Source organism: Paracidovorax valerianellae, from assembly GCF_900102625.1.
GTDB classification, from domain to species: domain Bacteria; phylum Pseudomonadota; class Gammaproteobacteria; order Burkholderiales; family Burkholderiaceae_C; genus Paracidovorax; species Paracidovorax valerianellae.
In genome coordinates, this window is sequence record NZ_FMZC01000006.1 from 58,313 (window position 1) to 84,140 (window position 25,828).

The 25,828-nt window shown below is 68.6% G+C and carries 27 protein-coding genes; 14 read left to right on the plus strand and 13 right to left on the minus strand.

Going from position 1 to position 25,828, the window contains the following annotated elements:
* Positions 1–334 precede the first annotated feature (334 nt).
* The 11 genes from BLT03_RS11455 to BLT03_RS11500 form a co-directional block, all read right to left on the minus strand.
* Positions 335–586 (minus strand): hypothetical protein, encoded by a 252-nt coding sequence (locus tag BLT03_RS11455; protein ID WP_245711339.1) that lies wholly within the window; start codon positions 584–586, stop codon positions 335–337.
* Between the two features lie 209 nt (positions 587–795).
* A complete protein-coding gene (locus tag BLT03_RS11460; RefSeq protein WP_092743710.1) occupies positions 796–1,011 on the minus strand; it encodes a TOBE domain-containing protein in 216 nt (71 codons plus the stop codon).
* 48 nt (positions 1,012–1,059) lie between these two features.
* Complete coding sequence (locus BLT03_RS11465) at positions 1,060–1,902, minus strand: ATP-binding cassette domain-containing protein (protein ID WP_092743712.1); 843 nt, start codon at positions 1,900–1,902, stop codon at positions 1,060–1,062.
* 3 nt (positions 1,903–1,905) lie between these two features.
* Complete coding sequence (locus BLT03_RS11470; RefSeq protein ID WP_092743714.1) at positions 1,906–2,880, minus strand: aliphatic sulfonate ABC transporter substrate-binding protein; 975 nt, start codon at positions 2,878–2,880, stop codon at positions 1,906–1,908.
* Positions 2,881–2,930: 50 nt separating this feature from the next.
* Entirely contained in the window at positions 2,931–3,794 is an 864-nt protein-coding gene (gene ssuC / locus BLT03_RS11475) for an aliphatic sulfonate ABC transporter permease SsuC (protein ID WP_092743716.1), read from the minus strand.
* The gene (locus BLT03_RS11480; RefSeq protein WP_092743718.1) at positions 3,791–4,165 is read right to left on the minus strand and encodes a VOC family protein; all 375 of its coding nucleotides are present in this window, start codon (positions 4,163–4,165) and stop codon (positions 3,791–3,793) included. Before BLT03_RS11480 ends, ssuC begins: the two co-directional genes overlap by 4 nt.
* Positions 4,166–4,184: 19 nt before the next feature.
* On the minus strand, positions 4,185–5,348 hold the full coding sequence (ssuD, locus tag BLT03_RS11485) for an FMNH2-dependent alkanesulfonate monooxygenase (protein ID WP_092743720.1): 1,164 nt from the start codon (positions 5,346–5,348) through the stop codon (positions 4,185–4,187).
* A gap of 19 nt (positions 5,349–5,367) precedes the next feature.
* On the minus strand, positions 5,368–5,553 hold the full coding sequence (locus BLT03_RS23900; RefSeq protein ID WP_139160378.1) for a hypothetical protein: 186 nt from the start codon (positions 5,551–5,553) through the stop codon (positions 5,368–5,370).
* A 10-nt stretch (positions 5,554–5,563) separates the two neighbouring features.
* Positions 5,564–6,526: a sulfonate ABC transporter substrate-binding protein gene (locus tag BLT03_RS11490; RefSeq protein ID WP_092743722.1), complete on the minus strand. Its 963-nt coding sequence runs from the start codon at positions 6,524–6,526 to the stop codon at positions 5,564–5,566.
* 145 nt (positions 6,527–6,671) lie between these two features.
* Positions 6,672–7,262 (minus strand): NADPH-dependent FMN reductase, encoded by a 591-nt coding sequence (gene ssuE / locus BLT03_RS11495; protein WP_092743724.1) that lies wholly within the window; start codon positions 7,260–7,262, stop codon positions 6,672–6,674.
* A 64-nt stretch (positions 7,263–7,326) separates the two neighbouring features.
* The gene (locus BLT03_RS11500) at positions 7,327–8,349 is read right to left on the minus strand and encodes a sulfate ABC transporter substrate-binding protein (RefSeq protein WP_092743726.1); all 1,023 of its coding nucleotides are present in this window, start codon (positions 8,347–8,349) and stop codon (positions 7,327–7,329) included.
* A gap of 145 nt (positions 8,350–8,494) precedes the next feature.
* Between BLT03_RS11500 and BLT03_RS11505 the strand changes: the two genes are divergently transcribed.
* From BLT03_RS11505 to BLT03_RS11550, 10 genes are all read left to right on the plus strand, one after another.
* Positions 8,495–8,767, plus strand: a complete 273-nt coding sequence (locus BLT03_RS11505; RefSeq protein WP_092743728.1) for an oxidative damage protection protein — start codon at positions 8,495–8,497, stop codon at positions 8,765–8,767.
* Positions 8,768–8,781: 14 nt separating this feature from the next.
* Positions 8,782–10,722, plus strand: a complete 1,941-nt coding sequence (mnmC, locus tag BLT03_RS11510; protein WP_092743730.1) for a bifunctional tRNA (5-methylaminomethyl-2-thiouridine)(34)-methyltransferase MnmC2/FAD-dependent 5-carboxymethylaminomethyl-2-thiouridine(34) oxidoreductase MnmC1 — start codon at positions 8,782–8,784, stop codon at positions 10,720–10,722.
* Positions 10,723–10,843: 121 nt separating this feature from the next.
* On the plus strand, positions 10,844–11,647 hold the full coding sequence (locus BLT03_RS11515) for a sulfite exporter TauE/SafE family protein (RefSeq protein WP_092743732.1): 804 nt from the start codon (positions 10,844–10,846) through the stop codon (positions 11,645–11,647).
* A 10-nt stretch (positions 11,648–11,657) separates the two neighbouring features.
* Complete coding sequence (locus BLT03_RS11520; RefSeq protein WP_092743734.1) at positions 11,658–13,496, plus strand: nitrite/sulfite reductase; 1,839 nt, start codon at positions 11,658–11,660, stop codon at positions 13,494–13,496.
* A 33-nt stretch (positions 13,497–13,529) separates the two neighbouring features.
* A complete protein-coding gene (locus tag BLT03_RS11525; protein ID WP_092743736.1) occupies positions 13,530–13,910 on the plus strand; it encodes a DUF934 domain-containing protein in 381 nt (126 codons plus the stop codon).
* Between the two features lie 63 nt (positions 13,911–13,973).
* Positions 13,974–14,906 carry a sulfate adenylyltransferase subunit CysD gene (cysD, locus tag BLT03_RS11530; RefSeq protein WP_092744000.1) on the plus strand — a complete coding sequence of 311 codons (933 nt, stop codon included), beginning with the start codon at positions 13,974–13,976 and terminating at the stop codon, positions 14,904–14,906.
* A complete protein-coding gene (locus BLT03_RS11535) occupies positions 14,906–16,285 on the plus strand; it encodes a sulfate adenylyltransferase subunit 1 (protein ID WP_092743738.1) in 1,380 nt (459 codons plus the stop codon). Before cysD ends, BLT03_RS11535 begins: the two co-directional genes overlap by 1 nt.
* A gap of 101 nt (positions 16,286–16,386) precedes the next feature.
* Positions 16,387–16,710 (plus strand): ferredoxin FdxA, encoded by a 324-nt coding sequence (gene fdxA / locus BLT03_RS11540; protein ID WP_092743740.1) that lies wholly within the window; start codon positions 16,387–16,389, stop codon positions 16,708–16,710.
* 47 nt (positions 16,711–16,757) lie between these two features.
* Positions 16,758–17,825, plus strand: a complete 1,068-nt coding sequence (locus BLT03_RS11545; RefSeq protein ID WP_092743742.1) for an NAD(P)/FAD-dependent oxidoreductase — start codon at positions 16,758–16,760, stop codon at positions 17,823–17,825.
* A gap of 188 nt (positions 17,826–18,013) precedes the next feature.
* Complete coding sequence (locus BLT03_RS11550) at positions 18,014–19,318, plus strand: purine-cytosine permease family protein (RefSeq protein ID WP_092743744.1); 1,305 nt, start codon at positions 18,014–18,016, stop codon at positions 19,316–19,318.
* Between the two features lie 182 nt (positions 19,319–19,500).
* On the opposite strand, the gene thiD is transcribed toward BLT03_RS11550, so the two are convergent.
* Entirely contained in the window at positions 19,501–20,355 is an 855-nt protein-coding gene (thiD, locus tag BLT03_RS11555) for a bifunctional hydroxymethylpyrimidine kinase/phosphomethylpyrimidine kinase (protein ID WP_092743746.1), read from the minus strand.
* Between the two features lie 246 nt (positions 20,356–20,601).
* On the opposite strand from thiD, the gene BLT03_RS11560 reads away from it, so the two are divergent.
* From BLT03_RS11560 to thiE, 4 genes are read left to right on the plus strand one after another with little or no spacing between them, the layout of a single operon-like run.
* Positions 20,602–21,726, plus strand: a complete 1,125-nt coding sequence (locus BLT03_RS11560; protein WP_092743748.1) for an FAD-dependent oxidoreductase — start codon at positions 20,602–20,604, stop codon at positions 21,724–21,726.
* A complete protein-coding gene (thiS, locus tag BLT03_RS11565; protein WP_092743750.1) occupies positions 21,723–21,920 on the plus strand; it encodes a sulfur carrier protein ThiS in 198 nt (65 codons plus the stop codon). Before BLT03_RS11560 ends, thiS begins: the two co-directional genes overlap by 4 nt.
* Positions 21,921–21,925: 5 nt before the next feature.
* Entirely contained in the window at positions 21,926–22,753 is an 828-nt protein-coding gene (locus BLT03_RS11570; protein WP_092743752.1) for a thiazole synthase, read from the plus strand.
* Entirely contained in the window at positions 22,746–23,669 is a 924-nt protein-coding gene (gene thiE, locus BLT03_RS11575; RefSeq protein WP_245711340.1) for a thiamine phosphate synthase, read from the plus strand. The genes BLT03_RS11570 and thiE overlap by 8 nt, the downstream gene beginning before the upstream one ends.
* Before the next feature lie 159 nt (positions 23,670–23,828).
* Here the strand turns inward: thiE and BLT03_RS24460 are convergent, their stop codons facing one another.
* Positions 23,829–25,448, minus strand: coding sequence for a hypothetical protein (locus tag BLT03_RS24460; RefSeq protein WP_245711341.1), 1,620 nt, complete (start codon positions 25,446–25,448; stop codon positions 23,829–23,831).
* Positions 25,449–25,828: the final 380 nt, after the last annotated feature.

The window sequence follows — 25,828 nt, forward strand, 5'->3', positions numbered from 1 at the left end:
CGTTATCGAGAGCCCGCGAACTTTGCGGCGACGCCCCGCTCCACCGGCTTTCGACTTTGACTTTCGATTTTCGCCTCGGCAAACACGGCACTGGCCGACTCACCTTTCGACTCACATTTGACCAAGGTGGGATGGGAGGGCTTGGCGACCAATGCCATCGCCGAGCGGGCGGGCGTGAACATCGGCTCGCTGTACTGCTGGGTGACCCGAACTTCGTGCTTGAACGGGTTACCTTGCTGAAGAACTATCTGAGACGGCCCCAGGCTCTAAAGGATGCATCAGGCCCACACAAAGGCGGACGAAACACCCGGCGCCGGGGCCGTTCAGCGACCTGTCACCAGCGCTTGCCGATGGGCAGATACTGCAGAACCCGCGCCAGGCCCTGGCGGCCGCTGGCAGCGCGCATGAGCATGGCGCTGCCCACCGCCGAACCGACGGTGCGCGTATGCGCCGAGGGGCTGCGGCGGGAGGCCAGCAGCAAGGCAACGCCGGCGCCCAGCACCAGCCAGTGCTCGCCCTTGAAACCGGGCCGGTTATCGTCGTATCGCTTGAGTTGCTTGAATGATTCGATCGGGGAAGATGGCATGGGAGTGCTCCTGAAAACAGGGCCTCAAGATACCGAGCACCCGCGCGCGGCTTTGTCGGACAGCGCCCGCACGCACGAAGGTGGAAACGCCAATGCGAAGAAGGCGATCCGGGGATCGCCTTCCGCAATTGCTATTAATTCAATAGCACACTGCCCTAGATACTATTGCGCTGGAGCCATTTTTGGCTTATATCGCGCACGCTTGGCGTTCACAGCTTGGCGATCGACACCTCGGTGGACTTCACGAGGGCGACGACGTCGGAGCCCACGACCAGGCTCAGCTCGTCCACCGAGCGCGTCGTGATGACGGAGGTGACGATGCCCCACGGCGTTTCGACATCGACTTCGGAGACGACGTCTCCGCGGACGATCTCGCGCACTTTGCCCTTGAACTGGTTGCGTACGTTGATGGCTTGGATGGACATGGTTTTCTCCTTGAAAAGTCCGGGAACGAAAAAGCAGAAACGGTGTTGTCAGACGGCCCAGCGCAGGCCGTGCGCGGGAATGCCGGGCCATGCCGGGTCGGCCGGCGGATCGGCCTCGGGCTTATGCAGCACGCGGTCGAGGATGCGTTTTTCGATGGCGGCGAAGGCGGCGTCGCCCTGCGAGCGTGGGCGTGCTAGGTCGATGCGCTCGTCCAGCGCGATGCGGCCGTCTTCGATCAGCACCACGCGGTCGGCCAGGGCCACGGCTTCCTGCACGTCGTGGGTGACGAGCAGCGCGGTGAAGCGGTGGCGCTGCCACAGCCCTTCGATGAGGCGGTGCATTTCGATGCGCGTGAGCGCGTCGAGTGCGCCCAGCGGCTCGTCCAGCAGCAGCAGGCGCGGCTGGTGCACCAGCGCCCGGGCCAGGGCCACGCGCTGGCGCTGGCCGCCGGACAGCCGCGCGGGCCATTCGCCCTCGCGGTCGGCCAGTCCCACCTGCGCCAGCACTTCGCGTCCGCGCGCCTGGGCCGCCTTGGGCAGGCCGATGGTCACGTTGTCGAGCACCCGGCGCCAGGGCAGCAGGCGCGCCTCCTGGAACATGATGCGTGTGTCGTTGTGCAGGCCGGCGACCGCGTGGCCATCGGTGGTGAGCGTGCCGCTGCTGGCGGCCTCCAGCCCGGCCACCAGCCGCAGCAAGGTGCTCTTGCCGCAGCCGCTTCGGCCCACGATGGCGATGAACTCGCCGGGCTCGATCTCCAGTTGCGTATTGCGCAGCACTTCGCGCTGGCCGTAGCGCTTGGACAGGCCGCGGGCGTGCAGGCGCACGCCGCCAGCGCCGGGCTTGGAGGCCGCGGAGGATGCGGAGGACGAAGAGGTTTGGGCTTCAGGCATGGGTCACGCTCCGGGCTTGAACAGGGGAAGGGCCAGGGCATCCACCCGGCGCGGGATCAGTTTTTCGGCGAAGAAGGCATCGGCAATGCGCTGCTGCTCGGCCAGCCCATCGGGCACCACGGGCCGCACGCTGTAGCTGCGGCGGCTGTTGGCCTGCTCGATGACCGCGGCGTCCAGGCCCCAGACCGGCGCCAGCAGCGCGGCGGCCTCCTTCGGGCGGGCCTTGGCCCAGCGGCCAGCCTTCTCCAGTTCGGTGTACAGGGTGAGCAGCACCTCGGGCCGCGCCTGGGCGTACCGGGTGCTGGCCAGGTAATAGCGCTGGTACGACGCGAGGCCCGTTCCGTCCACCAGCACGCGGGCGCCCGACTGCTGCCGCGCGGCGGCCAGGAACGGGTCCCACACCACCCAGGCATCGATGGCGCCGCGTTCGAAGGCGGCCCGGCCATCGGCGGGTGTGAGGTAGGCGGGCTCGATGTCCTTGAACGACAGGCCGGCCTTGTCCAGCGCGGCGATCAGCAGGTAATGCGCGCCGGCCGCCTTGGCGAAGCCGACCTTCTTGCCTTTGAGCTCGGCCACGGTCTTGAGCGGCGAATCCGCCCGCACCAAAATGGCCTGCGCGGTGGGCGAAGGCGCCTCTTGCGCCACGAAGGTGACCTGTGCCCCCGCAGCCTGCGCAAACACCGGCACGGTGTCGGCCACGTCGGCGCTGAAGTCCAGGTTGTCGAGGTTCAGCGCTTCCAGCAGCGGCAGGCCGCTGGTGAATTCGTGCCACGACGGCTGCACGCCCAGCGGTGCCAATTGCTTTTCCAGCGTGCCCTGTGCCTTGAGCAGCACGGTCAGCGTGGACGATTTCTGGTAGCCGATGCGCACCACGGACGGCGCACTGCCCTGCGCTGCGGCCACGCCGGTGCCGGCCAGGGAGGCGCCGGCCAGCGCGGCCAGCACGGTGCGGCGTCGGAGCGAGATTTCAGCGGTCATGGAAGCGGGCCGGCTTGATGAGGTCGATGGCTTTGGCATGGCGAACCCTTTCAAGCCTTGGCCTGGTAGCCGGGGTGCCAGCGCAGCCACCAGTGCTCCAGCCCGCGGGCGAACACGTCGGCCAGTTTGCCCAGCAGCGCATACAGCAGGATGCCGACCAGCACGATGTCGGTCTGCAGGAACTCGCGGGCATTCATGGTCAGGTAGCCGATGCCGGCCTGGGCCGAAATGGTTTCCGCCACGATCAGGATCACCCACATCAGCCCGAGCGAGAACCGCAGGCCCACGAGGATGGACGACAGCGCGCCGGGCAGGATGATTTCGCGATACAGCTGCCAGCGCGACAGGCCGTACGTGCGCCCCATCTCGATCAGGCCCGGGTCCACGTTGCGGATGCCGTGGAAGGTGTTCAGGTAGATCGGAAAGAACACCGACACGCTGATGAGGAACAGCTTGGCCGACTCGTCGATGCCGAACCACAGAATCACCAGCGGAATGAGCGCCAGCGCGGGAATGTTGCGCACCATCTGGATGGTGGAATCGAGCAGCGTTTCGGCCAGCCGCAGCGAGCCCGTCAGCAGCCCCAGCACCAGGCCCAGGCCACCGCCGATCGCGAGGCCCACCAGCGCCCGGCTGGCGCTCACCTTCACGTGGGTCCACAACTCGCCGGACTCGGTGAGCGTCCACGCGGCCTTGATCACGTCGAGCGGCGCGGGCAGCACGCGGGTGGACAGCCAGCCCAGCGCCGATGCCACCTGCCACAGCGCGATCAGCGCCACCGGAACCAGCCAGGGCAGCAGTCGGCGCCACACGGCGGCGGCCAGTTGCACCAGCGGCGGGGCCCACGTGCCGGCGGGGCCATCGGGCGATTCGGGCAGGGGCGAAACCTGCAGTTCTCGGACGGTATCGGTCATGCGTCGTACCTCGGGTCGGTGTCGGGCTCCAGAAACTCCAGCTGGTTGCCCGCCGGGTCCTTCACGTAAAAGCGCAGGTAGCCGGGCAGCGCACGGTTTTCCACCAACGGCAGCTCGGCCTGCAGCAGCCGGCCGCGCAACTCGGGCAGGTTCTCCACCTCGAAGGCCAGGTGGGAGACGGCGGGCACCGGCTGCCAGCGGTCGGTGGGCACCAGCTCGATGCGCTGCGCGCCGGCGGCGAAGCGCAGCGTGTTGCCGGCGGGGTGGACCAGTTCAGGCAGCCCCAGCAGCGTGCTGTAGAAGTTGCGGATCTGTCCCTCGGCACCGGCCGGAAAGGCCAGTTGCACGTGGTTGATGGAATGGATCGCCATGGCGGTGCCCTCCCCTCGCTCAGCTTTGCGACGCGCGCGGCGCGTACTGGTTGCCGACGACTTCGCCGAACGGGCCGCCGGGCGAGCCGCCCGCCAGCTTTTCCTGCACCGCCAGCGGCAGCAGCGGGAACACCAGTTCGGCGAACCGGTAGGCCTCTTCGAGGTGCGGGTAGCCCGACATCACGAAGGTGTCGATGCCCAACGCGGCGTATTCCTTGATGCGTTCGGCCACGGTCTGCGGGTCGCCCACCAGCGCCGTGCCGGCACCGCCGCGCACCAGGCCCACGCCGGCCCACAGGTTGGGGCTGATCTCCAGATCGGCCCGCCCGCGCTTGGCGCCGCCGGCGTGCAGCGCGGCCATGCGGCGCTGCCCTTCGGAATCCATGCGGGCGAACACGGCCTGCGCCTGCACCACGGTCTCGTCCTTCACGCGGCTGATGAGGCTTTCGGCCGCGGCCCAGGCCTCGGCATCGGTCTCGCGGACGATCACGTGCAGGCGGATGCCGAACTTCACTGTACGGCCCAGGCGTGCGGCTTTCTCGCGCACGTCGGCCACCTTCTTGGCGACCTCGGCAGGGGGCTCGCCCCAGGTCAGGTACGCCTCGACCTGTTCGGCCGCCAGGTCGTGCGCCGCGGCCGACGAGCCACCGAAGTACACCGGTGGATACGGCTTTTGCAGCGGCGGGAACAGCAGCTTGGCGCCCTTGACCGACAGATGCTTGCCCTCGTAGTCGAACGTGCCACCGTCGTGGCTGCGGGTGAGGATCTCGCGCCAGATGCGAATGAACTCGGCCGACTGTTCGTAGCGCGCCGCGTGGTCCAGGAACACGCCGTCGCCCTCCAGCTCAACCTGATCGCCGCCGGTGACGAGGTTGATCAGCAGCCGCCCGCCCGAGAGCCGGTCGAACGTGGCCGCCATGCGCGCGGCCAGGCTGGGCTGGTGCAGCCCGGGCCGCACCGCTACGAGAAATTTGAGCCGGCGCGTGACCGCGACCAGGCTGGAGGCGACCACCCACGGGTCTTCGCACGACCGCCCGGTGGGAATCAGCACGCCTTCGTAGCCCAGGCTGTCGGCCGCGACGGCCACCTGCTTCACATAGTCGTGGCTGAGCTGGCGCGCGCCTTCGGTGGTGCCCAGGTAGCGGCTGTCGCCATGGGTGGGAATGAACCAGAAAACTTGCATGCGATGACCTCATCGTCGTTCAGTAGGAGATGGCGAAAAAGGGCGCGCGGGCCATGGCCCTGCGCCGCCGCGGCACCGGGGGCGCGAGCGTGAGCGGCACCACGCGGGCGCTTTCGCGCGGCGCGGCCAGGCCCCAGGCCTGGGCGGTCACGCCCAGCACCCGGCGCACGCGCACCTGCAAATGGGTTGGAAAAGGAGCGGACATGCGCGCCCTTTCAGAGCAGGTCCACCGGAGCGGCGTCCTGCAGGTTGAGCTTGCGGGGGATGAGCTTCAGATCGAAGAAGGTGTCGGCAATCACCTGCTGCTCGGCCAGGATGTCGCGCGACACCAGCGACGTGCCGTAGCCGGCCCGGCCCACGAACAGCTCTGTGACGGAGCGGTCCAGGCCCAGCACGCTGGACAGCTCCACCGCGGCATCGGCCTTGTTCGCCGAGATCCATTTATCGACGTTGTCCACCTCCTGGATGGCGATGCGCAGCACGTCGGCGTTCTTGGCGGAATAGTCGCGCGACGAGAAGTAGTAGGCGCGGTTGTTCGCCACCCCGGTGGCGTCGGCCAGCACGCGCGCCTGCAGCGTCTTCTGCGCCGAGGCGAGGAACGGGTCCCAGATCACCCAGGCGTCCACGGCGCCTTTCTCGAAGGCTGCCCGCGCGTCGGGCGGTGCGAGGAACACCGGCTGCACGTCGCGGTAGTGCAGGCCGTGCTTTTCCAGCACCTTGACCAGCAGGTAATGCACGTTCGAGCCCTTGTTGAGCGCGATGCGCAGGCCTTTCAGCTCGGCCACGCTCCGGATCGTGGAGCCCTTGGGCACGACGACCGCTTCCAGTTGCGGGCGCGGCACGGTGGCACCGACGTACACCAGCGGCGCGCCGGCGGCCTGGGCGAAGATGGGCGGCGCTTCGCCCACATCGCCGAAGTCGATGGAGCCGACGTTCAGCGCCTCCAGCTGCACCGGACCGGCATTGAACTCGGTCCAGGTCACCTTCACGCCCAGCGGGGCCAGGCGCTTTTCGAGCGTGCCGCGCGCCTTGAGCAGCGACAGCCAGCCCTTTTGGTGGCCCACGCGCAGCGTGCGCTCGGGCTTCTGGGCAAAAGCGCTCGGCAGGCCGGTGGCCAGCGCGGCACCGAAGCCGGATGCCACGAGCTTGCGGCGCAGGGAAGAAAAATTCGAGGTCATGCGATCGGTCTTTCTGGCGAGGGCCAGCCGGTGCGGGCAGCAATGCGGCGGCCCACCCCGCGGCTGGCGGGTTCTCAAAACGGGAAGAAGGGAAGGAAATGGGGGGCGGTGCGGCCTGCATCGGCGGCCCCATCACCCGGGTGCGTCAGACGCTACATCGCACCTGAGAGAAATGGACCGGGGCGAACCGCGTGGCCTGGGCGGGTGCGGGCCGCAGGGTTTCGGTGATCAGCACGTTCACGGCATCGTCCAGGCGGTCGGACACGTCGTGCCCCACTTCGTAGGCGCCTTCTGGCGTGAGCGTGACCTGGGCATCGGTGGCGTAGATGCCCGGCAGGATGTGCTTGGCGCCCAGCGACTGCAGCACGGGCCGCAGCGCATAGTCGAGCGCCAGCATGTGGTGGGCGCTGCCGCCGGTCGCCAGCGGCAACACGGTCTTGCCCTTCAGCGCCGTCTGCGGCAGCAGGTCCAGAAAGACCTTCAGCACGCCGCTGTAGGCCGCCTTGTACACCGGCGTGGCGACCACCAGCACGCTGGCTTCGGCCACGCTTTCCACCGCATGGGCGATGGAGCGGTGCCCCGTGTCCGCCAGCAGCAGCGCCTGGGGCGACAGGTCGCGGATGTGCAGGCGCTGCACCAGCGCACCGCGCACCGACAGGCGCTGCGACACGGTGTCCAGCAAGGCGGCGGAGCGGGAACGCTCCGAAGGGCTGCCGGCGATCAGAAGAACGGACATGGAGGGCTTTCTGGCGTGAGCGACAGGGTCTGGCGACAGGATTCAGGCGTCGTCGTCCTGGTCGTCACTTCTTCGTGTAGATCTGGTCGAAGCTGCCGCCATCGGCAAAGTGCGCCTTGTCGGCCTTCGCCCAGCCGCCGAAAGCCTGGTCGATGGTGACCAGCGTGAGCTTGGGGAACTGCTTGTCGTACTTGGCCTTGGCCTTGTCGCCGGTGGGGCGGTAGAAGTTCTTTCCGGCGATGTCCTGGCCTTCGTCGGAGTACAGGTACTTGAGGTATTCCTCCGCCACGGCGCGGGTGCCCTTCTTGTCCACGTTCTTGTCGACCACGGCCACGCTCGGTTCGGCCAGGATGGAAATCGACGGCACGACGATCTCGAACTTCTCTGGACCGAATTCCTTCAGCGCCAGGAAGGCCTCGTTCTCCCACGCCAGCAGCACGTCGCCCACGCCGCGCTGCACGAAGGTGATGGTGGAGCCGCGCGCGCCGGTGTCCAGCACGGGCACGTTGCTGTACAGCTTGGCCACGAAGTCCTTGGCCTGGGCTTCGCCGCCGTATTTGCGCTTGGCGAATTCCCAGGCGGCCAGGTAGTTCCAGCGGGCGCCGCCGGAGGTCTTGGGGTTGGGGGTGATCACCTGCACGCCGGGCTTGGCGAGGTCGTCCCAGTCTTTCAGGCCCTTGGGGTTGCCCTTCTTCACCAGGAACACGATGGTCGAGGTGTAGGGCGCAGAGTTGCGCGGCAGCCGCTTTTGCCAATCGGCCTTGACGAGCCCGCCATGGGTGACCAGCGCGTCGATGTCGCCGCCCAGCGCGAGGGTGGCCACGTCGGCGTCGATGCCGTCGATGATCGAACGCGCCTGCTTGCCCGAGCCGCCATGCGACTGCTTGATGGCCAGGTCCTGCCCGCTCTTGGCCTTCCAGTATTTAGCGAACGCCTGGTTGTACTCGACGTACAGCTCGCGGGTGGGGTCGTACGACACGTTCAGGAACTGCACCGGCTGGGCAAACGACGGCAATGCCGTGAGGGCCAAACCGGCCCACAGGGCGGCAGCCAGAGGAAACTTGATAAAGTCGCGGCGAACGTTCATGAGAGGCTTTCTTGTGTGGATGCGATCCGGTGCGAATCACCGAAGCAACGCATTCTGAAAGTCCCTCTTCAAAACTGGAACTACTGAAATTTCAGTTTTAAATACCTAAAACATCTAACCCAACGATTTCCAGGACCCTTTTCCCATGGCACGTACCGTTCAATGCATCAAGCTCGGCAAAGAAGCCGAGGGCCTCGATTTTCCTCCCTACCCCGGCGATCTGGGCAAGCGCATCTGGGAAAGCGTCAGCAAGGAAGCCTGGGCGGCCTGGCTCAAGCACCAGACGATGCTGGTGAATGAAAACCGCCTGAACCTGGCCGACGCCCGCGCCCGCCAGTACCTGGCCCGCCAGATGGAGCAGCACTTCTTCGGCGAAGGCGCCGACGCCGCCCAAGGCTACGTGCCCCCCAGCGCCTGAGCCCTCCGCGGTCCATGACCGAGCCCATCGACTGGCTGGCCGACGGCACCCCCTACAGCCCGCGATTCGGCGACCGCTACCACAGTGAAAACGGTGGCCTGGACCAGGCCCACCGCGTATTCCTCCACGGCTGCGGCCTGCCACAAGCCTGGGCCGGACAAACCCGCTGGCGAATTCTGGAGACGGGCTTCGGCCTCGGCCTCAACTTCCTCGTGACTTGGGCAGCCTGGCGCGCCGACCCTGACCGCCCCGCCCTGCTGCACTTCGCCTCGTGCGAGGCGTTTCCCGTGGCGGCGGCCGATCTGCTGCGCGCTGGCGTCACCCACCCAGAACTGGCACCGCTCGCGCAGCAGTTGCACGACCAGTTCTGGGGCCTGCTTCCCGGTGTGCACCGCCTGTCGTTCGAACAAGGCCGCGTGCTGCTCACGCTCTATGTGGGCGACGCGCAGGCCATGCTGCGCCAGCAGATGCCCGTGGCCGACTCGGTGTACCTGGACGGATTCAGCCCGCAGCGCAACCCCGAAATCTGGAATGAACACACCCTGAAGGCTGTGGCGCGCTGCTGCCGCCGCGGTACGCGCCTGGCCACTTGGACGATCGCGCGGGCGGTGCGCGACACCCTGGCCCAGTGCGGCTTTTTGGTGGCGAAGGTGCCCGGCGTGCCGCCCAAGCGCGACAACCTGCAGGCCACGTTCGACCCCGCGTGGGAGCCGCGCGCCGCACGCAACGCCCCGCCACCCGTCGAAGTGGCTGCGCCTTCCGAATGCCTGGTGATCGGCGCGGGCCTGGCAGGCGCTTCGGTGGCCGCCAGCCTGGCGCGGCGCGGGTGGAAGGTGCGGGTGCTGGACCGCGCGGCTGCCCCAGCCAGCGGCGCTTCCGGCCTGCCCGCCGGCCTGTTCGCTCCCCACGTCTCGCCCGACGACAGCGTGCTTTCGCGCCTGTCGCGCAGCGGCGTTCGCACCACCCTGCAGGCGCTGTCGGCCTTGCCTCACGGCGAGGCCTGGAACCCCTGCGGGGTGCTGGAGCATCGCGTGGACGGCAGCCCGGGCGTGCCGGCCGCCTGGGCCGATGGCGCAGGCGGCGACTGGAGCCGCCCGGCCGATGCGGAAACGTTGCGCCAGGCCGGCTTGCCGAAGGGCGCTGTCGCCTGCTGGCATGCACGGGCCGGCTGGGTTCGCCCGGCGCAATGGATCGGGGCGATGCTCGATCACCCGGCCATCGCATGGCAAGGCGACGCGCTGGTGGAGCGACTGCGGCGCGGCCCCGCAAGCCAGGATGGCACGGTGAACTGGCAGGCGATCGACGCGCACGGCGCGGTGCTGGCCCAGGCACCGTTCGTCTTCGTCGCCGCCGGGCCGCAAAGCATGCCGCTGCTGGACGACCCCTGGGTGCTGCAGCCTTTGCGCGGCCAGGTGTCCTGGGCAGAGCACGGCGCCGCAGACGCTGCACCCGGGGTATGGCCGCCGTTTCCGGTCAATGGCAGCGGCAATCTGGTGCCCCACATTCCGGAAGCGAACGGCGCCCGGCGCTGGTACGCCGGATCCACCTTCGAACGCGACGTGACTCAGCTTCCGCTGAGCGGCTTTGAGACCGCCGCCTCCCATGCCGCCAACTGGAAGAAACTGCAAACCCTTCTGCCTGAGGTGGCAGGCCGACTGGCACCGGCATTTGAGCAAGCCTTCGCCGCGCCGGCTGATGTGGCGGGCACTGCAGCGCATGACCAGCCATCCGTTCAAGCCTGGGCAGGCGTGCGATGCACCTCGCCCGACCGCCTGCCGATCGCTGGCCCGGTGGACCCGCAGGCCTTTCCCGGCCTGTGGGTGTGTACGGCGATGGGCGCCCGCGGGCTCACGCTGGCGCCGCTGTGCGGCGAATTGATCGCAGCGCGGCTGCACGGCGAGCCGCTGCCGCTGGACGCACGCTTGGCGCGAGCGCTGGGCAGCGAGCGGCTTTAAGCCGTCCGGCGCTTAAAACCCTCCGCAAACCCGCGCCAACACTGCGGAATAAGCTTATCCGCATAACGGCAGGAAAAAACAATCGTTTGTTTCCATAAGGACTGCGCCTACATTCGCCCGCATGCATGATTTGGCGTTCGTTTTCGCGGGCTTCGCGGTGGGCTTGATCGTCGGCCTCACCGGGGTCGGTGGCGGCTCGCTGATGACGCCCATCCTGATCTTTTTCTTCGGCGTCAAGCCGCACCTGGCGATCGGCACTGATCTGCTCTTTGCCGCCTTCACCAAGATGCGTGGCACCGTCAGCCTGGCGCGCCAGCGGCTGGTGCCCTGGCGCGTGGTGGGCCTGCTGTGCGCGGGCAGCGTGCCGGCGGCGCTGCTGTCGCTGTGGGCACTGAAGGTGATGGGTCCCAGCAGCAGCACCGCTCAGCGCATCATGACCACCACGCTTGGCGTCGCCCTGCTGCTGACGGCCGCGGCCATGCTCTACAAGGCGTTCGTTTTCTCCCCGGCGCGGCAGGCGGCCGACCGGGAAGCCCGCGCCGAGGCCGGCGAAGCCGCCGCCCGCCCCCGCCATTGGAGCCTGCCGGTGCTGCTGGGCGCGGTGATCGGCACGCTGGTCACTTTCACGTCGGTGGGTGCCGGCGCCATCGGCGTGACCGTGCTGCTGATGGTGTTTCCGCTGCTGCCGTTGCCGCGCATCATCGCCGCCGACATCGCCTACGCCGTGCCGCTCACGCTGGTGGCCGGCCTGGGGCATGCCTCGCTCGGCTCCGTGGACTGGCCGCTTCTGGTCCAATTGCTGGCGGGATCGCTGCCCGGCATCTGGCTGGGCTCGCGCCTTGTTTCCCGCGCGCCGGAGCGGTTGATCCGCTCGGCCCTTTCCGTGCTGCTCGCCTGGGCGGGCGCCAAACTGGTTTTGATCTGAGTGACCCACGATGTACCAATACACAGACTTCGACCGTGAATTCATCCGGCTGCGCGCCGAGCAGTACCGCGACCAACTCGAACGCTTCCAGACGGGCAAGCTCTCGGGCGACGAGTTCAAGCCCCTGCGCCTGCAAAACGGCTGGTACGTGCAGCGTTATGCGCCCATGTTGCGCGTTGCCGTGCCCTACGGCGAGCTGTCCAGCGCCCAGTTGCGCGTGCTGGCCAAGGTCGCCCGCGAATACGACCAGCCCGATGCCGCGCTGCTGGCCGAGGCCCAGGCCACGCAGGAAAAGCTGGGCGACATTCCCCTGCACGACGGCCGGCGCATCGGCACCCAGCTGAAGTACGGCTACGGCCACTTCACCACGCGCACCAACGTGCAGTACAACTGGATTCCGCTGGACAAGAGCGCCGACGTGATGGACCTGCTGGCCACCGTGCAGTTGCATGGCATCCAGACCAGCGGCAACTGCATCCGCAACATCACCAGCGACGCGCTGGCCGGCATCGCCGCCGACGAGATCGCCGACCCACGGCCTTTCTGCGAAATCCTGCGCCAGTGGAGCACGCTGCACCCCGAGTTCGCCTTCCTGCCGCGCAAATTCAAGATCTCGCTCAACGGCGCCCTCGAAGACCGCGCCGCCCTGGGCTGGTACGACGTGGGCCTGCAGTTGCACAAGAACGACGCGGGCGAGCTGGGCTTTCGCGTGCGCGCCGGTGGCGGCATGGGCCGCACGCCGGTCATCAGCCCGGTGCTGCGCGAGTTCCTGCCGTGGAACCAGCTCATGAACTACCTGGAAGCGGTGATTCGCGTCTACAACCGCTACGGCCGCCGCGACAACGCCTGGAAGGCGCGCATCAAGATCCTCGTCAAGTCCGAAGGCCAGACCTACATCGACCAGGTGGAGGAAGAGTTCCGGCAGATCGTCGAGGTCGAAGGCGGCCCGCACACCATCACCCAGGCCGAGCTGGACCGTGTGACCGCATCGTTCCGCGAGCCCGATCTGGACCTGCGCCCGGCCGATGCCGAAGCCGAAACCGTGGCCCTGCTGCGCACCGCCGCCGAGAACGACCAGGACTTCGGCCGCTGGCTGGTGCGCAACGTGATGCCGCACCGCCACCCGCAACTGCGCGCCGTCGTGCTGTCGTTCAAGCGCCTGGGCTACGCCCCGGGCGACGCCACCGCCGAACAGCTGGAAGCCGCCGCCGACCTGGCCGACCGCTTCTCCGGTGGCGAGGCCCGCGTGACGCACGAACAGAACCTGCTGCTGCCCTGGGTGCGCCGCGACCAGTTGCCCGAGCTGTACAAGGCCGCGAAGGCACTGGGCCTGGCCAAGCCCAACATCGGCCTGCTGACCGACATGATCGCCTGCCCCGGCGGCGACTTCTGCTCGCTGGCCAACGCCCGTTCGCTGCCCATCGCCGAAGCCATCACCGAGCGCTACCAGGACCTGGACGAGCTGTGGGACCTGGGCGAGATCGACCTGCACATCAGCGGCTGCATCAACAGCTGCGGCCATCACCACAGCGGCCACATCGGCATCCTGGGCGTCGACAAGGACGGCAAGGAGTGGTACCAGATCACCCTGGGCGGCGCCGACGGCACGACCCTCTCCGGCCCGGCCATCCCCGGCAAGATCATCGGCCCGTCGTTCAGCGCCAGCGAAGTGCCCGGCGTGATCGAAGCGCTGCTGGCCACCTACCGCACCGAGCGGCTGCCGGTCACCGACGCCGTCAACGGCCCACGGCACGAGAACTTCATCGACACGGTGCGCCGCGTCGGCATCGAGCCCTTCAAGGCCGCCGCCAACGCCGCGCGGCATCCCGCCGAAGCCCTTTCCGCCTGAGCCCCGCCGCAGACCCACGACCCCAAAATCACTATGAAAATAATAGCTGCCAGCGCACACAGCACCAGCGCGGAAGGCCAAAACGTTCTTGAACTGGCCAACGACGCCGACCCGCTCGCGCAAGACCTTGCCGGCGTGACGCGCATCGACCTGCACTTCCCGAAATTCACCGACGGCCGGGCGTTCAGCCAGGCCCGGCTGCTGCGCCAGCGCCTGAAGTTCGCGGGCGAGATCCGCGCGACGGGCGACGTGCTCATCGACCAGCTGGTGCAGATGGCCCGCTGCGGCTTCGACGTGGCCGTGCTGCGCGAAGGCGTGGACATGGCCGATGCGCAGCGCCAGCTCGACCGCTTCCACGCCTTCTACCAAGGCGACGTGACGCACCCGCTGCCGCACTTTCGCGACGCTGCCTGACCCACGACGCCATCGATGCCGAGCCCCGCGCCGCACGCCGACACCCCCACCGAGATCCACCGCATGAATGCCCGCACCGAACCCCATGTGCTGAGCCACCTCAGCAACCGCCACCTGGACGCGCTGGAAGAAGAAACCATCTTCATCCTGCGCGAAGTGGCCGCCGCCTTCGAGCGGCCCGCCCTGCTGTTTTCGGGCGGCAAGGACTCGCTGGTGATGCTCAAGTGCGCTGAAAAGGCCTTTGGCGCGGGCCGCATTCCGTACCCGCTGCTGATGATCGACACGGGCCACAATTTCCCGGAAGTGACCGACTTCCGCGACTTCCGGGCCAAGGAACTGGGCGCCGAGCTCATCGTGCGCAGCGTGGAAGACTCCATGGCGCGCGGCACCGTGCGGCTGGCGCACCCCGGCGAAAGCCGCAACGTGCACCAGTCGGTCACGCTGCTGGAGGCCATCGACGAATTCCGCTTCGATGCGCTGATCGGCGGCGCCCGCCGCGACGAGGAAAAGGCCCGCGCCAAAGAGCGCATCTTTTCGCACCGCGACAGCTTCGGCCAATGGCAGCCCAAGGCCCAGCGCCCCGAGCTGTGGACGCTGTTCAACACGCGCCTGGCGCCCGGCGAGCACTTTCGCGTCTTTCCGATCAGCAACTGGACCGAGCTCGATGTGTGGCAGTACATCGACCGCGAGCAGATCGCGCTGCCTTCGCTGTACTACACCCACAAGCGCCAGGTGGTGGAGCGCAAGGGCCTGCTCGTGCCGGTGACCGACCTCACCCCGCCCCGCGACGGCGAAACGGTGGAAACGCGCGACGTGCGCTTTCGCACCGTGGGCGACATCACCTGCACCTGCCCGGTGGAGAGCCCGGCCGCCACAGCCGCCGACATCGTGATCGAGACCCTGGCGGCCGACGTGAGCGAGCGCGGCGCGACGCGCATGGACGACAAAACCTCCGACGCCTCGATGGAAAAGCGCAAGAAAGACGGGTACTTCTGATGACCACCACTACCAATTCGATAGCAGCACAGGCAAGCAATCCGGTGGCAGCGGGCCAAAACGAACCCGTATCGGCGCTGAAGTTCATCACCTGCGGCTCGGTGGACGACGGCAAGAGCACGCTCATCGGCCGCCTGCTGGTGGACAGCAAGGCCGTGCTGCAGGACCACCTGGCCGGTGTGCAGCGCCAGGGCGAGACCGATCTGGCCTTGCTGACCGACGGCCTTTCGGCCGAGCGCGAACAGGGCATCACCATCGACGTGGCCTACCGCTACTTCGCCACCGAAGCGCGCAAATTCATCATCGGCGACGCTCCGGGCCATGAGCAGTACACCCGCAACATGGTCACCGCCGCGAGCAGCGCCGATGCCGCCGTGGTGCTGGTCGATGCGACCAAGCTCGACTGGAAGAACCCCGCCCTTGAACTGCTCGCGCAGACGCGCCGCCATTCGCTGCTGGTGCACCTGCTGCGCGTGCATTCGCTGGTGTTCGCGGTGAACAAGCTCGACGCGGTGGAAGACCCCGCGCTCGCCTTCCGCCACATCCGCGACGCGCTCGGCGCCTTCGCGCAGGCCGCGGGCATCGCCGCGCGGGCGACGGTGCCGGTGTCCGCGCTCAAGGGCTGGAACGTGGTCGATGCGAACCCCGGCTGGTGCGGCTACGAAGGCCCGAGCCTGCTGCAGATCCTGGAGCAATTGCCCAACACGCCTACCGATGTCGGCCTGCCGCTGGCCTTTCCCGTGCAGTGGGTCGAGAAGTTCTCGTCCTCAGCCGATACCTCGCAGGGCCGCCGCGTGTTCTGGGGCCGCGTGGCCGCCGGCAGCGTTGCGCCCGGCACCGCCGTGCAGGTGTTCCCGAGCGGTCAGCAGGCGACCGTGGCCCAGGTCCTGGACCACGCCCGCCGCCCCGTCGGCGTGCCTGCCGGCCAGAGCGCGGGCATCGTGCTCGACCGCGAGGTGGACGTGTCGCGCGGCGACTGGATCATCGCCGCGCCGCAACCTGCCGCCGTGGCCGCCGACGATTTCGACACCCCGGCATCGACGCCGTCCTGGCCCGGCCGGCGCGACCTGCGCGCCACCGTTGCGTGGATGGATGACGAGCCGCTCGTCGCCGGCCGCGTTTACTGGGCCTTGCACGGCCACCGCTGGGTGAAGGCGAAGGTGCAGCGCGTGGTGCACAAGCTCAACATCCACACCCTGGCCGAGGAAGACGCCACCCAGCTCGATCCCAACGCCATCGGTCACGTGGACCTGCTGCTACAAGAGCCCCTGCCTGCTGCGCCGTTCACCCAGGCGCGCGTTCTGGGCTCGCTGATCCTCGTCGACACGGCCAGCCACAAGACGGCCGGCGCGGTGCTCGTGAACGTTCCGGTGGTCTGACTGCCGGCGCACCATCCCTTGCCGTTGCAGGGGCGGCCCCGGCCGCTTCCTGAAACGCCCTAAAATCGCGGGTTACCCCCGATCCAACGACAACTCCTCCCATGACTCACGTCGTCTCCGAAAACTGCATCAAGTGCAAGTACACCGACTGTGTGGACGTGTGCCCCGTGGACTGCTTCCGCGAAGGCCCCAACTTCCTCGTGATCGACCCCGATGAGTGCATCGACTGCGCCGTGTGCATTCCCGAGTGCCCCGCCAACGCGATCTTTGCCGAAGAAGACCTGCCGCCCGACCAGATCGCGTTCATCAAGATCAACGCCGACCTGTCGCCGCAGTTCAAGAGCATCACCAAACGCAAGGCGCCGCTGCCCGATGCCGACGAGTGGAACGGCAAGCCCGGCAAGGTGGCCGACCTGATCCGCTGAGCCCGCGGCTGCTGGCTCGACCGATCCCGCACACGACGCTGCCGACCGTGACCCCTGCTGCACCCAGCCCCATCGAAACCAATGCCGTCGTCATCGGCGCCGGGCCGGTCGGGCTGTTCCAGGTGTTCCAGCTCGGGCTGCAGGGCATCGCGGCCCATGTGGTTGACGCTTTGCCCCACGTGGGCGGCCAGTGCGCCGAGCTGTACGGCGACAAGCCGATCTACGACATTCCCGGCATTCCCGTCTGCACCGGGCGCGAACTCGTCGCGCTGCTGCAGCGACAGATCGCTCCCTTCCAGCCCACCCTGCACCTGGGCCAGCGCGTGGCCACGCTGGCACCGCAGGCCGACGGGCGGCTTTTGCTCCAGACCACCGCGGGCACGCCACTGCTGGCCCGCACCGTCTTCATCGCGGCAGGCGTCGGCGCTTTCGTGCCGCGGGCCGTGAAGGCCGAGGGCATCGAGCGCTTCGAAGGCACGCAACTGCATTACCAGGACGATGCGGCAGACACTGCCGGCCGGCATGTGGTCGTGCATGGCGGCGAAGACACCGCGGTCGCACGCGCCATCGCCTGCGCACAGCCCGGCCCGCAGGCAGCCGCCAGCGTGACCCTGCTGCACCGGCGCGACGCCTTTCAGGCAGCGCCCGAAGCCCTTCAGCAATTGCAGGCCCTGCGCGACGCTGGCCGCATCACCGTCGTGGCCGGGCAGATCACCGGCATAGAGGTGCAGAGCGACCGCTTGGCCGCGCTGCAGCTCATCGGCGCGGACGGCGAGCCCCTGCGACTTGCGCTCGACGTGCTGATCGCCTGCCTGGGCATTTCTCCGCGCCTGGGCGCCATCGCCGACTGGGGCCTGGCCATGGAACGCAAGCAGCTCGTGGTCGATACCGCGGCGTTTCGCACCGCCATCCAGGGCATCCACGCCGTGGGCGACATCAACACCTACCCTGGCAAGCGCAAGCTGATCCTGTGCGGCTTCCACGAGGCCACGCTGGCGGCCTTCGGCGCCGCCGAGTATCTGTCCGGCGCGCCCGTGGCGCTCCAATACACCACCACCAGTGCCCGGCTGCACCAGCGGCTGGGAGTGGCCGCGCCGGCGGCTTCCGCGCCCTAGAATCGCGGCTTCGCTAGGGGTGCCGCCGCCCGTGACAAGGCAGCGGCTGAGAAAGTCCCTTTGAACCTGTTGAGGTCATCCTCGCGCAGGGAAGCAGCCTCCCGTCGCCACGCCCCTTGCGCTGCTCTTTGCGCGCCAACGGGCCAGCCAGCGGCCCGCGCCCCTGCTCTGCCATTCACGGAGCATCCATGCCACCTTCGCCCTCCGCTGCTGCCGCAGCCTCGCCTGCGCCGGCCAATGCCAACGACGCTTTGATTCCGGTCAGCGCCGACCGCCGCGTCTTCCGCTTCGGCGACCATGCCTCGCTGTGGTTCAGCCTCGGCGTCGGGTTGCTGGTGATGCAGGTGGGCGCGTACCTGATGCCGGCCCTGGGCACGCGCGAGGCGCTGGCCGCCATCGTGGCGGGCTCGTTGATCGGTGCCGGCTTGCTCGGCTGGGTCGCCAAGATCGGCTGCGACAGCGGCCTGGCGAGCGCGGGGCTCATGCATGCGGTGTACGGCCGGGCGTTCGCGGGCCTGCCCATAGTGCTCAACATCGTGCAACTGGCGGGCTGGGGCGCGTTCGAACTGGTGGTGATGCGCGACGCCACCGTGGCCATCGGCCGGCAAGCCGGCGCCATGGCAGGCGCGCACTGGCCGGTGCTGGGCACGCTGCTGTGGGGCGGCGTGGTGATGCTGCTCATCAGCGGGTCCATGGTGCAACTGGTGCGCCGGCTGATCGCGCGCATCGCGCTGCCACTGGTCGTGCTGTCGCTGCTCTGGCTGAGCTGGCAGTTCGTGTCGCTGGCTCAGGCCCAAGGCTTCGCCACCTTATGGAATCGGCCCGGCGAAGGCGGCATGGGCGTGCTGCCGGCGCTGGACCTGGTGATCGCCATGCCGATCTCCTGGCTGCCGCTGGTGGCGGACTACGCACGCCACGGCACGAACGGTCGTTCGGCCCTGCGCGGTACGTGGCTGGGGTACGCGCTGGCCAATCTATGGTGCTACGCGCTCGGCGTGCTGGTGGCGCTGACGCTGCCCAGCCAGGACCTGGTGACGGCGTTGCTGCTGGCCCAGGGCGGGCTGATCGCGCTGTCGCTCATCCTCATCGACGAGGTGGACAACGCCTATGGCGATGCGTATTCGGGTGCCGTATCGGCCCACAGCCTGCTGCCGCGATGGGGCGTGCGCCGCTGGGGCCTGGCGGTGGCGGCGCTGTGCACGGCGCTGGCGCTGGTGCTGCCCATGCACAGCCTGGAGCCATTCCTGCTGCTGCTCAGCTCGGTGTTCGTGCCGCTCTTCGGCGTGATCCTCGGCCGGCTGGCGTTCGGCGCACCGGTGCAGCAGGCGCTGGCTACGGCGCGGCAGGTGGAGTGGCTCCCGGTCGGGATCTGGCTCGCGGGGATCGCCTGCTACCACGGACTGCCGCGCGTGGCGCCGATGCTGGGCGCGGCCCTGCCGACGCTGTGCCTGTGCTTCATCCTGGCGTTCATGACCCGGCCGGGCCGGCGCTGAAACGGCCTGGGTTGTGCGCCCCACGCAGGGAAATGACCATTGGTCAAATTGGCCTCCAGCGCAATGAATACGCCGGTATATAGCTATTATTTTTATAGCAAATCCCGCTGAAGGCTTCCCCTTTGGCGGGGGCGTGACAAGCGCCTGAAAGCCGCCGCGTTGCACGCGCCAGCCGCCGCCCTTCAGCCCGTCAGGATGTGCTGCGCCACCGGGCTGTGCCCATGGTTCAGCGGCCCGTGGCCCCGGCCGGTGTGCACGTCGGCCCCGGCTGCGATGGCGGCCAGGATGTAGGCACGCGCCTGCTCCACGGCCTGTATCAAAGGGTGGCCGAGCGCCAGGTGCGCCGCGATGGCGGACGACAGCGTGCACCCCGTTCCGTGCCCGTTGTGCGTGGCGATGCGCGCGGACTGCAGCCGGTGCTGCAACCCGTTCGGCCCGGCCAGCACGTCGATCACCCAGTCACCGGGCAGGTGCCCGCCCTTGAGCAGCACGGCGGGTGCGCCCAGCGCCAGCAGGTCCTGCGCCGCGCGGTCGAGTGCCTCGGCACCGTCCACCGGCCGGCGCAGCAGCAGCGCGGCTTCGTCGAGGTTGGGGGTGATCAGCGCGGCCAGGGGAAACAGCTCGTCCACCAGCACGCCCACGGTCTCGGGCGCGATGAGCCGGTCGCCGCTGGTGGCGACCATCACGGGGTCGAGCACCACGTGCGGCAGGCGGTGGCGGCGCAGGGCGTCGGCCACCACCCGCACGGTTTCGGGCGAATGCAGCATGCCGATCTTGACGGCATCGACACCGATGTCTTCCACCACGGCGTCGATCTGCTGGCGCAGCATGTCCGGGGGCACGCCGTGGATGGCGCGCACGCCTTGCGTGTTCTGCGCCGTCAGCGCGGTGATGGCGGTCATGCCGTAGCAGCCCAGCGCGCTGAAGGTTTTGAGGTCGGCCTGGATGCCCGCTCCGCCGCCGCTGTCCGATCCGGCGATCGACAGCACGCGTGCGTAGCGGCGCACGGCCGATGGCGAAGGGGTCTCTGTGTTCATGGGCAAAAATTATGGCCCATGCGCCAGGTCAAAACGGCGGGTGCGGGCTCTGTGCTGTAATCCCGGGACGGACGAAACAGGGGTGTCCCGCCCATGGCGCGCGACTGAGAACATACCCTGGGGCCGGCGGACCACACCCCGCCCAGCAGGCCCCGCGACCCGATCCAGATCATGCTGGCGTGGGGAGTTTCATCGGCGGAGCCTTCCCGTTTTGTCCCCCTGTTGGCTTGCAGACAGACGGATCCGATGCGCCCCCTCCTCTCTTCTTCTTCCCCCTCTTCCATCGCCATTCTGGGCGCGGGCCTCATGGGCCGGCTGCTCGCGGTGGAGCTGGCCCGCCAGGGCCATGCCGTCTCGATCTACGAGGCCGCCGGCCCCGACGCGCAGGGCGCCGCAGCGCGTGTCGCGGCCGCCATGCTGGCACCACTGGCCGAATCGGCCGTGACCGAGCCCGGCGTGGTGCGCATGGGCCACCACGCGCTCACCCGCTGGCCCCAGTTGCTGGCCCGGCTGGAAGCGCCTGTCTTCTTTCAGCAGGAAGGCACGCTGATCCTCTGGCACCGCCAGGATGCGCCCGACGCCGCGCGGCTGCGCGGCCAGCTCGAACGCACCAACGCCGCGCTGCCCGAGCTGCCCGCATTGCAGGTGCTGGACGCCGCCGGCGTGCAGGCGCACGAACCCGCCGTGGGCCAGCGCTTCGCCCAGGGCCTGTATCTGCCGGGCGAAGGCCAACTGGACAATCGGCAGCTGTTGGCAGCGCTGCAGGCCAGCTTCGCCAGCCTGGGCGTACAGGCGCACTGGAACAGCCCGCGCGCACCCACCGATTTCTCGCCCGGCACGCCCGGCCAGCCCGACTGGGTGATCGACTGCCGGGGCCTGGGCGCGCGCACACAGTGGAGCGCGCTGCGCGGCGTGCGCGGCGAGGTCGTGCGCGTGCATGCGCCCGAGGTGACGCTGCGGCGCCCCACGCGCCTGGTGCACCCGCGCTACCCGATCTACATCGCGCCCAAGGAAGACCACCTGTTCGTGATCGGCGCGACCGAGATCGAATCGGACGACCTGTCGCCCGCCAGCGTGCGCTCCACCCTGGAGCTGCTGAGCGCGGCCTACGCGGTGCACTCGGGCTTTGCCGAAGCCCGCATTCTGGAAGTCGCCACCCAGTGCCGCCCCACCCTGCCCGACAACCTGCCCGCCGTCCGCCAGGTGCGCCCGCGCGTGCTGGAGGTGAACGGCCTGTACCGCCATGGCTTCATGATCGCCCCGGCCATCCTTGACGTGGTGATGGAATTGCTGAACGAAGGACAATCGGCGCTGGCCCCCCGTTTCGATCTGGCCCTGCACCTCGCCGAAGAGGCTGCCCTTTCTCCATGAACATCACCATCAACCAGACCGCCACCACCCTGCCGGAGACCGCCACGGTCGCCGACGCGCTGGCCGCCATCGCCGCGCGCCCGCCCTACGCCGTGGCCGTGAACACCGTTTTCGTTCCCAATACCCAATACCACCTGCGCCAGCTCGCCTCCGGCGACCGGGTGGAAGTGATCTCGCCCGTGACGGGCGGCTGAGCGCCATGCCATCCCTCTCCCCTTCCGACACCGACAAAACCGACGACGCGCTGGTCCTGTACGGCCAGCGCTTTTCCAGCCGCCTGCTGCTGGGCACGGCCCGCTACCCCTCGCCCAGCGTGCTCGAAGCCGCCGTGCAGCGCGCCCGGCCCGCCATGGTGACCGCCTCGCTGCGCCGCCAGGGCAGCAACGCGGCCGAGACCGGCAGCGGCTTCTGGGACCTGCTCAAGCGCCTGAACGTGCCCGTGCTGCCCAACACCGCCGGCTGCCACAGCGTGCAGGAAGCCATCACCACTGCGCAGATGGCCCGCGAAGTGTTCGGCACGCCATGGATCAAGCTCGAACTGATCGGAGACGACTACACCCTGCAGCCGGACACGCTGAACCTCGTCGATGCCGCCTCGCAATTGATTCGCGACGGGTTCCAGGTGCTGCCGTACTGCACCGAAGACCTCGTGCTGTGCCAGCGCCTCGTCGATGTGGGCTGCCAGGCCGTCATGCCCTGGGCCGCGCCCATCGGCACCGGCCGCGGCCCCGTCAACCCGTATGCGCTGCAACTGTTGCGCGAGCGGCTCGACGTACCCATGCTCGTGGACGCCGGACTGGGCCTGCCCTCGCATGCCTGCCAGGTCATGGAATGGGGCTACGACGGCGTGCTGCTGAACACCGCCGTCGCCCTGGCGCAAGACCCCGTGGCCATGGCCGGCGCCTTCGCCGACGCAGTGCAGGCCGGCCACACCGCCCGCCTTGCGGGCGCCATGGCCGCGCAAGAGGCCGCCCAGCCCAGCACCCCCGTGCTGGGCACCCCTTTCTGGCACCACGACCATGGCTGAAATGCTGCACGGAAGCGCTTCGGGGCACGCTGCATCGGTGCGCGCCATCGTGGCCGCGCATGGCGCCGCCTTTGCCGACTTCCCGTCCCAGCCGGCTCCCGTGCCGCTATCGGGCGCCCCGGTATACCGAGCGGCGCTGGAGGCTTGCAGCGCATTGGGCTTTATCGCCAGCGATGCCGAGTGCCTCGCCCGGGCCTGGCAGGCGCAAACGGACCGCAGCGACGGCTTCGATGCCGCACAGTGGCCCGATGCCCCTGAAGACTTCGGACTGCAGCCGCTGCCGCACCGCCAGCCTTTTCCCGCCTGCCCCCAGCAACTCGGCCTCTATGCCGTGCTGCCCGACGCCCAATGGGTGGGCCGCATGGCCCGCGCCGGCGTACCGACCGTTCAGCTGCGCTACAAGACCACAGAAACCGATTCCATCGCGCGTGAAGTCAGGGCTGCCGTCGAAGCCGTGCGCGGCACGCCCGCGCTGCTGTTCATCAATGACCACTGGCAGGCCGCCATCGATGCGGGCGCTTACGGCGTGCACCTGGGCCAGGAGGACCTGGACGCCCTGCAGCCCGAGCAACTCCAGGCCATTCGCGACGCGGGCCTGCGTCTGGGCGTCAGCACCCACGGCTACGCGGAAATGGTGCGTGCCGATGCCGCATCGCCCAGCTACGTGGCCATGGGCGCGGTGTTTCCCACCACGCTCAAGAAGATGGCCACCGTGCCACAAGGCGTGGCACGGTTGGCTGGCTATGCACGGCTGATGCGCCACTACCCGATGGTTGCCATCGGCGGCATCGGCGCGGACCAGTTCGAAGAGGTACTGGCGACCGGCGTGGGATCGATCGCCGTGGTGCGGGCCCTGGTGAACGCGGCGGACCCAGAGGGGGCCGCGCAAAACCTGATGGCGCGCATGGCGGGCTGACCCGGTCCCCTCGGACGACCCAACGCCCAAATCGACCGAACGCTTGAAGCCGTGCTCGATGCGCCGCTGAAGGCGTAAAAGAAAGCGGAAAAAGGAAAAGGCCCCGCGGGGCCTTTTCCTTTTTCTGCTTTTGCCGTCTTGGGCTTATCAGCCACCAGCCTACTTGTCGGTGCGCTTGCGCTCCAACTCTTCCAGTTCCAGCCGCAGTTCCAGCTTGTCGTTCTCCATGCCGAACCCGATCGGCTGGCCGGCCGGTGGCGGCGCGGTGACCGGCACGGGTGGCAGGTCGCTTTGCGTGAGGGGCGGCGGATCGGTCAGGTCGATGTCCAGCATGGCCTCGGAGATCGGCTTGGGCGCCAGCGGTGCGGGGATCGACTCCCAGGAGAACCCGGCCGAGAGCGAGTCGAGCGACTGCAGTTCCTGCTCGCGGCTATCGAGTGCCGGCTCACGCGGTGAGGCAACGAGCGTGGGCAACACGAAGTCGTCGGGCGGCGGCGTGAGCGGCGTGGTGCGGGTGCGCGGCGGCGGTGCGCCACGGGCGCTGGCCGGCGTGGTCTGGGCGATGGCCAGCAACAGCAGCAGGTCGTCGTAGGCAGCCAGATCGAACGGCGAGGCGATCGCGTCTTCACCGCGCCGGAACAGGCAGCCTTCCAGCGTGTCGAGCACGTCGGGCGACGACCATTCGGCCTCGATGGCCGCCAGCGCTTCGGTGTAGCTCTCCAGCGTGTGGCCGGTGCGGTGGAACGAAGAAAACTCCGGCACGTTCGCATTGAACTGCGCCTGGAACTGGGCGCGCAACTGGTTGAAGCTCTCCACCCGGCTCAGCGTGTGATACAGGCGCAGCAGCTCCAGATACGCGAAGGGCGAGGTTTCTCCGTGCTCGGCGATGTGACGCTTGAGCACCCCGATGGCCTGGTCGTGCTCGCCCACCGAAACGAAGAAGTCGGCCTGCTGCTGGATGTCGAACAGGTCTTCCGGATGCACGATGGGCAAGGCCCGCAGCACGGATGCCAAAGGCGCCGGAGACGCCGGAGATGGGATCGACACCGGTGAAGGCTTTGGCGCCTGGACCGGGGAGGGGGCCGTCGGTGCCAGCGGCGCGGGCGCGCTGCGCATCGAAGGCTCGGTACGTCGCACCACCGGCGGTGGCGTGCGCTCGGGCAGCGTCGCCGAGCGGACCGGGGGTTTGGCCGGTGCGGGCGCCGGCGTGGGGACCGGAACAGGCACGGGAACGGGCACCGCCATCGGCACGGGGGCCGAAACCGGAGCGGGTGCCGGCACGCTGGTCCAATCGTCGGCAGGCTGGGGAGCGGTCTGAATGGATTCACGCCCCGCAGGGCCGTCCACCACCACCACACCGCCCACCGTCCCCAGGCCACCGCTGGCTGCCACGGCGTGGTCCCAGGCGAGTTCGGACTGGCGACGTGCGCGCATCCACATCCAGGCGGCCAGGCCCAGGGCCAATGCCAGCAGCGCCAGAAGCCCGTACACCACCATGGACGAAAAACGCTCGGATTCAGCGGCCTCGAGCTGCTGCTTCAATTCGGCCGCAGTGGTGCGGTCCGACGCGGCCTGGGCGCGCTGGGCCGCCACTTCGGCTTCCAGCTTGCCGGTGCGTGCTGCGGACTGCTGCAGTTCTTCCACCGGCGTGTTCAGCGCCTTCCACAATGCAGCGGCTTCTGTGCGCTGGGGGCTGGCATCGGCAACGGTCGGCGCGGCCATTTCGGGCGCCGCGCGCAGTGGCAGAGGCGCATCGAGCCATACATCCAGCGGTTCCATCACCAGACGGGGGCGTTCGGCAGGTGCGGGCTCCGGGGCACGGGGGATGGCGGCCCGGCCTGGTGCCGGGGCGGTGCTGGCACGGGGAGCCGCCGCAACGGCTGGAGGGCGCGATTCCGCCCGGGGTGGACGAGGAGCGGCGGCTGGCCTGCGGGGGGTGTTTTCAGTGCCAGCGCCAGTGGCGCCAGTACCAGTTGCGGCGCCTTGGCTGGCCAAGCCTCCAGCGTTGGTAGCAGCTGCATTCGCGCCAGGACGGGGCCGGGCCAGTTGGCCGATGTCCACGGGACGCGAAGCACCGGCCGCCGACTCGGGCAGCTGGGCAAAAAATGTGTAGTTTCGTGTAACACCGCCGCGGCATCCGGCAGTGAGGGTAGCGGTCA

Bases quoted from the DNA above. Each gene is read 5' to 3' on its own strand.
- BLT03_RS11455 (WP_245711339.1), bottom strand. From the start codon at position 586: ATGCCATCTTCCCCGATCGAATCATTCAAGCAACTCAAGCGATACGAC.
- BLT03_RS11460 (WP_092743710.1), bottom strand. From the start codon at position 1,011: ATGTCCATCCAAGCCATCAACGTACGCAACCAGTTCAAGGGCAAAGTG.
- BLT03_RS11465 (WP_092743712.1), bottom strand. From the start codon at position 1,902: ATGCCTGAAGCCCAAACCTCTTCGTCCTCCGCATCCTCCGCGGCCTCC.
- BLT03_RS11470 (WP_092743714.1), bottom strand. From the start codon at position 2,880: ATGACCGCTGAAATCTCGCTCCGACGCCGCACCGTGCTGGCCGCGCTG.
- ssuC (WP_092743716.1), bottom strand. From the start codon at position 3,794: ATGACCGATACCGTCCGAGAACTGCAGGTTTCGCCCCTGCCCGAATCG.
- BLT03_RS11480 (WP_092743718.1), bottom strand. From the start codon at position 4,165: ATGGCGATCCATTCCATCAACCACGTGCAACTGGCCTTTCCGGCCGGT.
- ssuD (WP_092743720.1), bottom strand. From the start codon at position 5,348: ATGCAAGTTTTCTGGTTCATTCCCACCCATGGCGACAGCCGCTACCTG.
- BLT03_RS23900 (WP_139160378.1), bottom strand. From the start codon at position 5,553: ATGTCCGCTCCTTTTCCAACCCATTTGCAGGTGCGCGTGCGCCGGGTG.
- BLT03_RS11490 (WP_092743722.1), bottom strand. From the start codon at position 6,526: ATGACCTCGAATTTTTCTTCCCTGCGCCGCAAGCTCGTGGCATCCGGC.
- ssuE (WP_092743724.1), bottom strand. From the start codon at position 7,262: ATGTCCGTTCTTCTGATCGCCGGCAGCCCTTCGGAGCGTTCCCGCTCC.
- BLT03_RS11500 (WP_092743726.1), bottom strand. From the start codon at position 8,349: ATGAACGTTCGCCGCGACTTTATCAAGTTTCCTCTGGCTGCCGCCCTG.
- BLT03_RS11505 (WP_092743728.1), top strand. From the start codon at position 8,495: ATGGCACGTACCGTTCAATGCATCAAGCTCGGCAAAGAAGCCGAGGGC.
- mnmC (WP_092743730.1), top strand. From the start codon at position 8,782: ATGACCGAGCCCATCGACTGGCTGGCCGACGGCACCCCCTACAGCCCG.
- BLT03_RS11515 (WP_092743732.1), top strand. From the start codon at position 10,844: ATGCATGATTTGGCGTTCGTTTTCGCGGGCTTCGCGGTGGGCTTGATC.
- BLT03_RS11520 (WP_092743734.1), top strand. From the start codon at position 11,658: ATGTACCAATACACAGACTTCGACCGTGAATTCATCCGGCTGCGCGCC.
- BLT03_RS11525 (WP_092743736.1), top strand. From the start codon at position 13,530: ATGAAAATAATAGCTGCCAGCGCACACAGCACCAGCGCGGAAGGCCAA.
- cysD (WP_092744000.1), top strand. From the start codon at position 13,974: ATGAATGCCCGCACCGAACCCCATGTGCTGAGCCACCTCAGCAACCGC.
- BLT03_RS11535 (WP_092743738.1), top strand. From the start codon at position 14,906: ATGACCACCACTACCAATTCGATAGCAGCACAGGCAAGCAATCCGGTG.
- fdxA (WP_092743740.1), top strand. From the start codon at position 16,387: ATGACTCACGTCGTCTCCGAAAACTGCATCAAGTGCAAGTACACCGAC.
- BLT03_RS11550 (WP_092743744.1), top strand. From the start codon at position 18,014: ATGCCACCTTCGCCCTCCGCTGCTGCCGCAGCCTCGCCTGCGCCGGCC.
- thiD (WP_092743746.1), bottom strand. From the start codon at position 20,355: ATGAACACAGAGACCCCTTCGCCATCGGCCGTGCGCCGCTACGCACGC.
- BLT03_RS11560 (WP_092743748.1), top strand. From the start codon at position 20,602: ATGCGCCCCCTCCTCTCTTCTTCTTCCCCCTCTTCCATCGCCATTCTG.
- thiS (WP_092743750.1), top strand. From the start codon at position 21,723: ATGAACATCACCATCAACCAGACCGCCACCACCCTGCCGGAGACCGCC.
- BLT03_RS11570 (WP_092743752.1), top strand. From the start codon at position 21,926: ATGCCATCCCTCTCCCCTTCCGACACCGACAAAACCGACGACGCGCTG.
- thiE (WP_245711340.1), top strand. From the start codon at position 22,746: ATGGCTGAAATGCTGCACGGAAGCGCTTCGGGGCACGCTGCATCGGTG.
- BLT03_RS24460 (WP_245711341.1), bottom strand. From the start codon at position 25,448: ATGGAACCGCTGGATGTATGGCTCGATGCGCCTCTGCCACTGCGCGCG.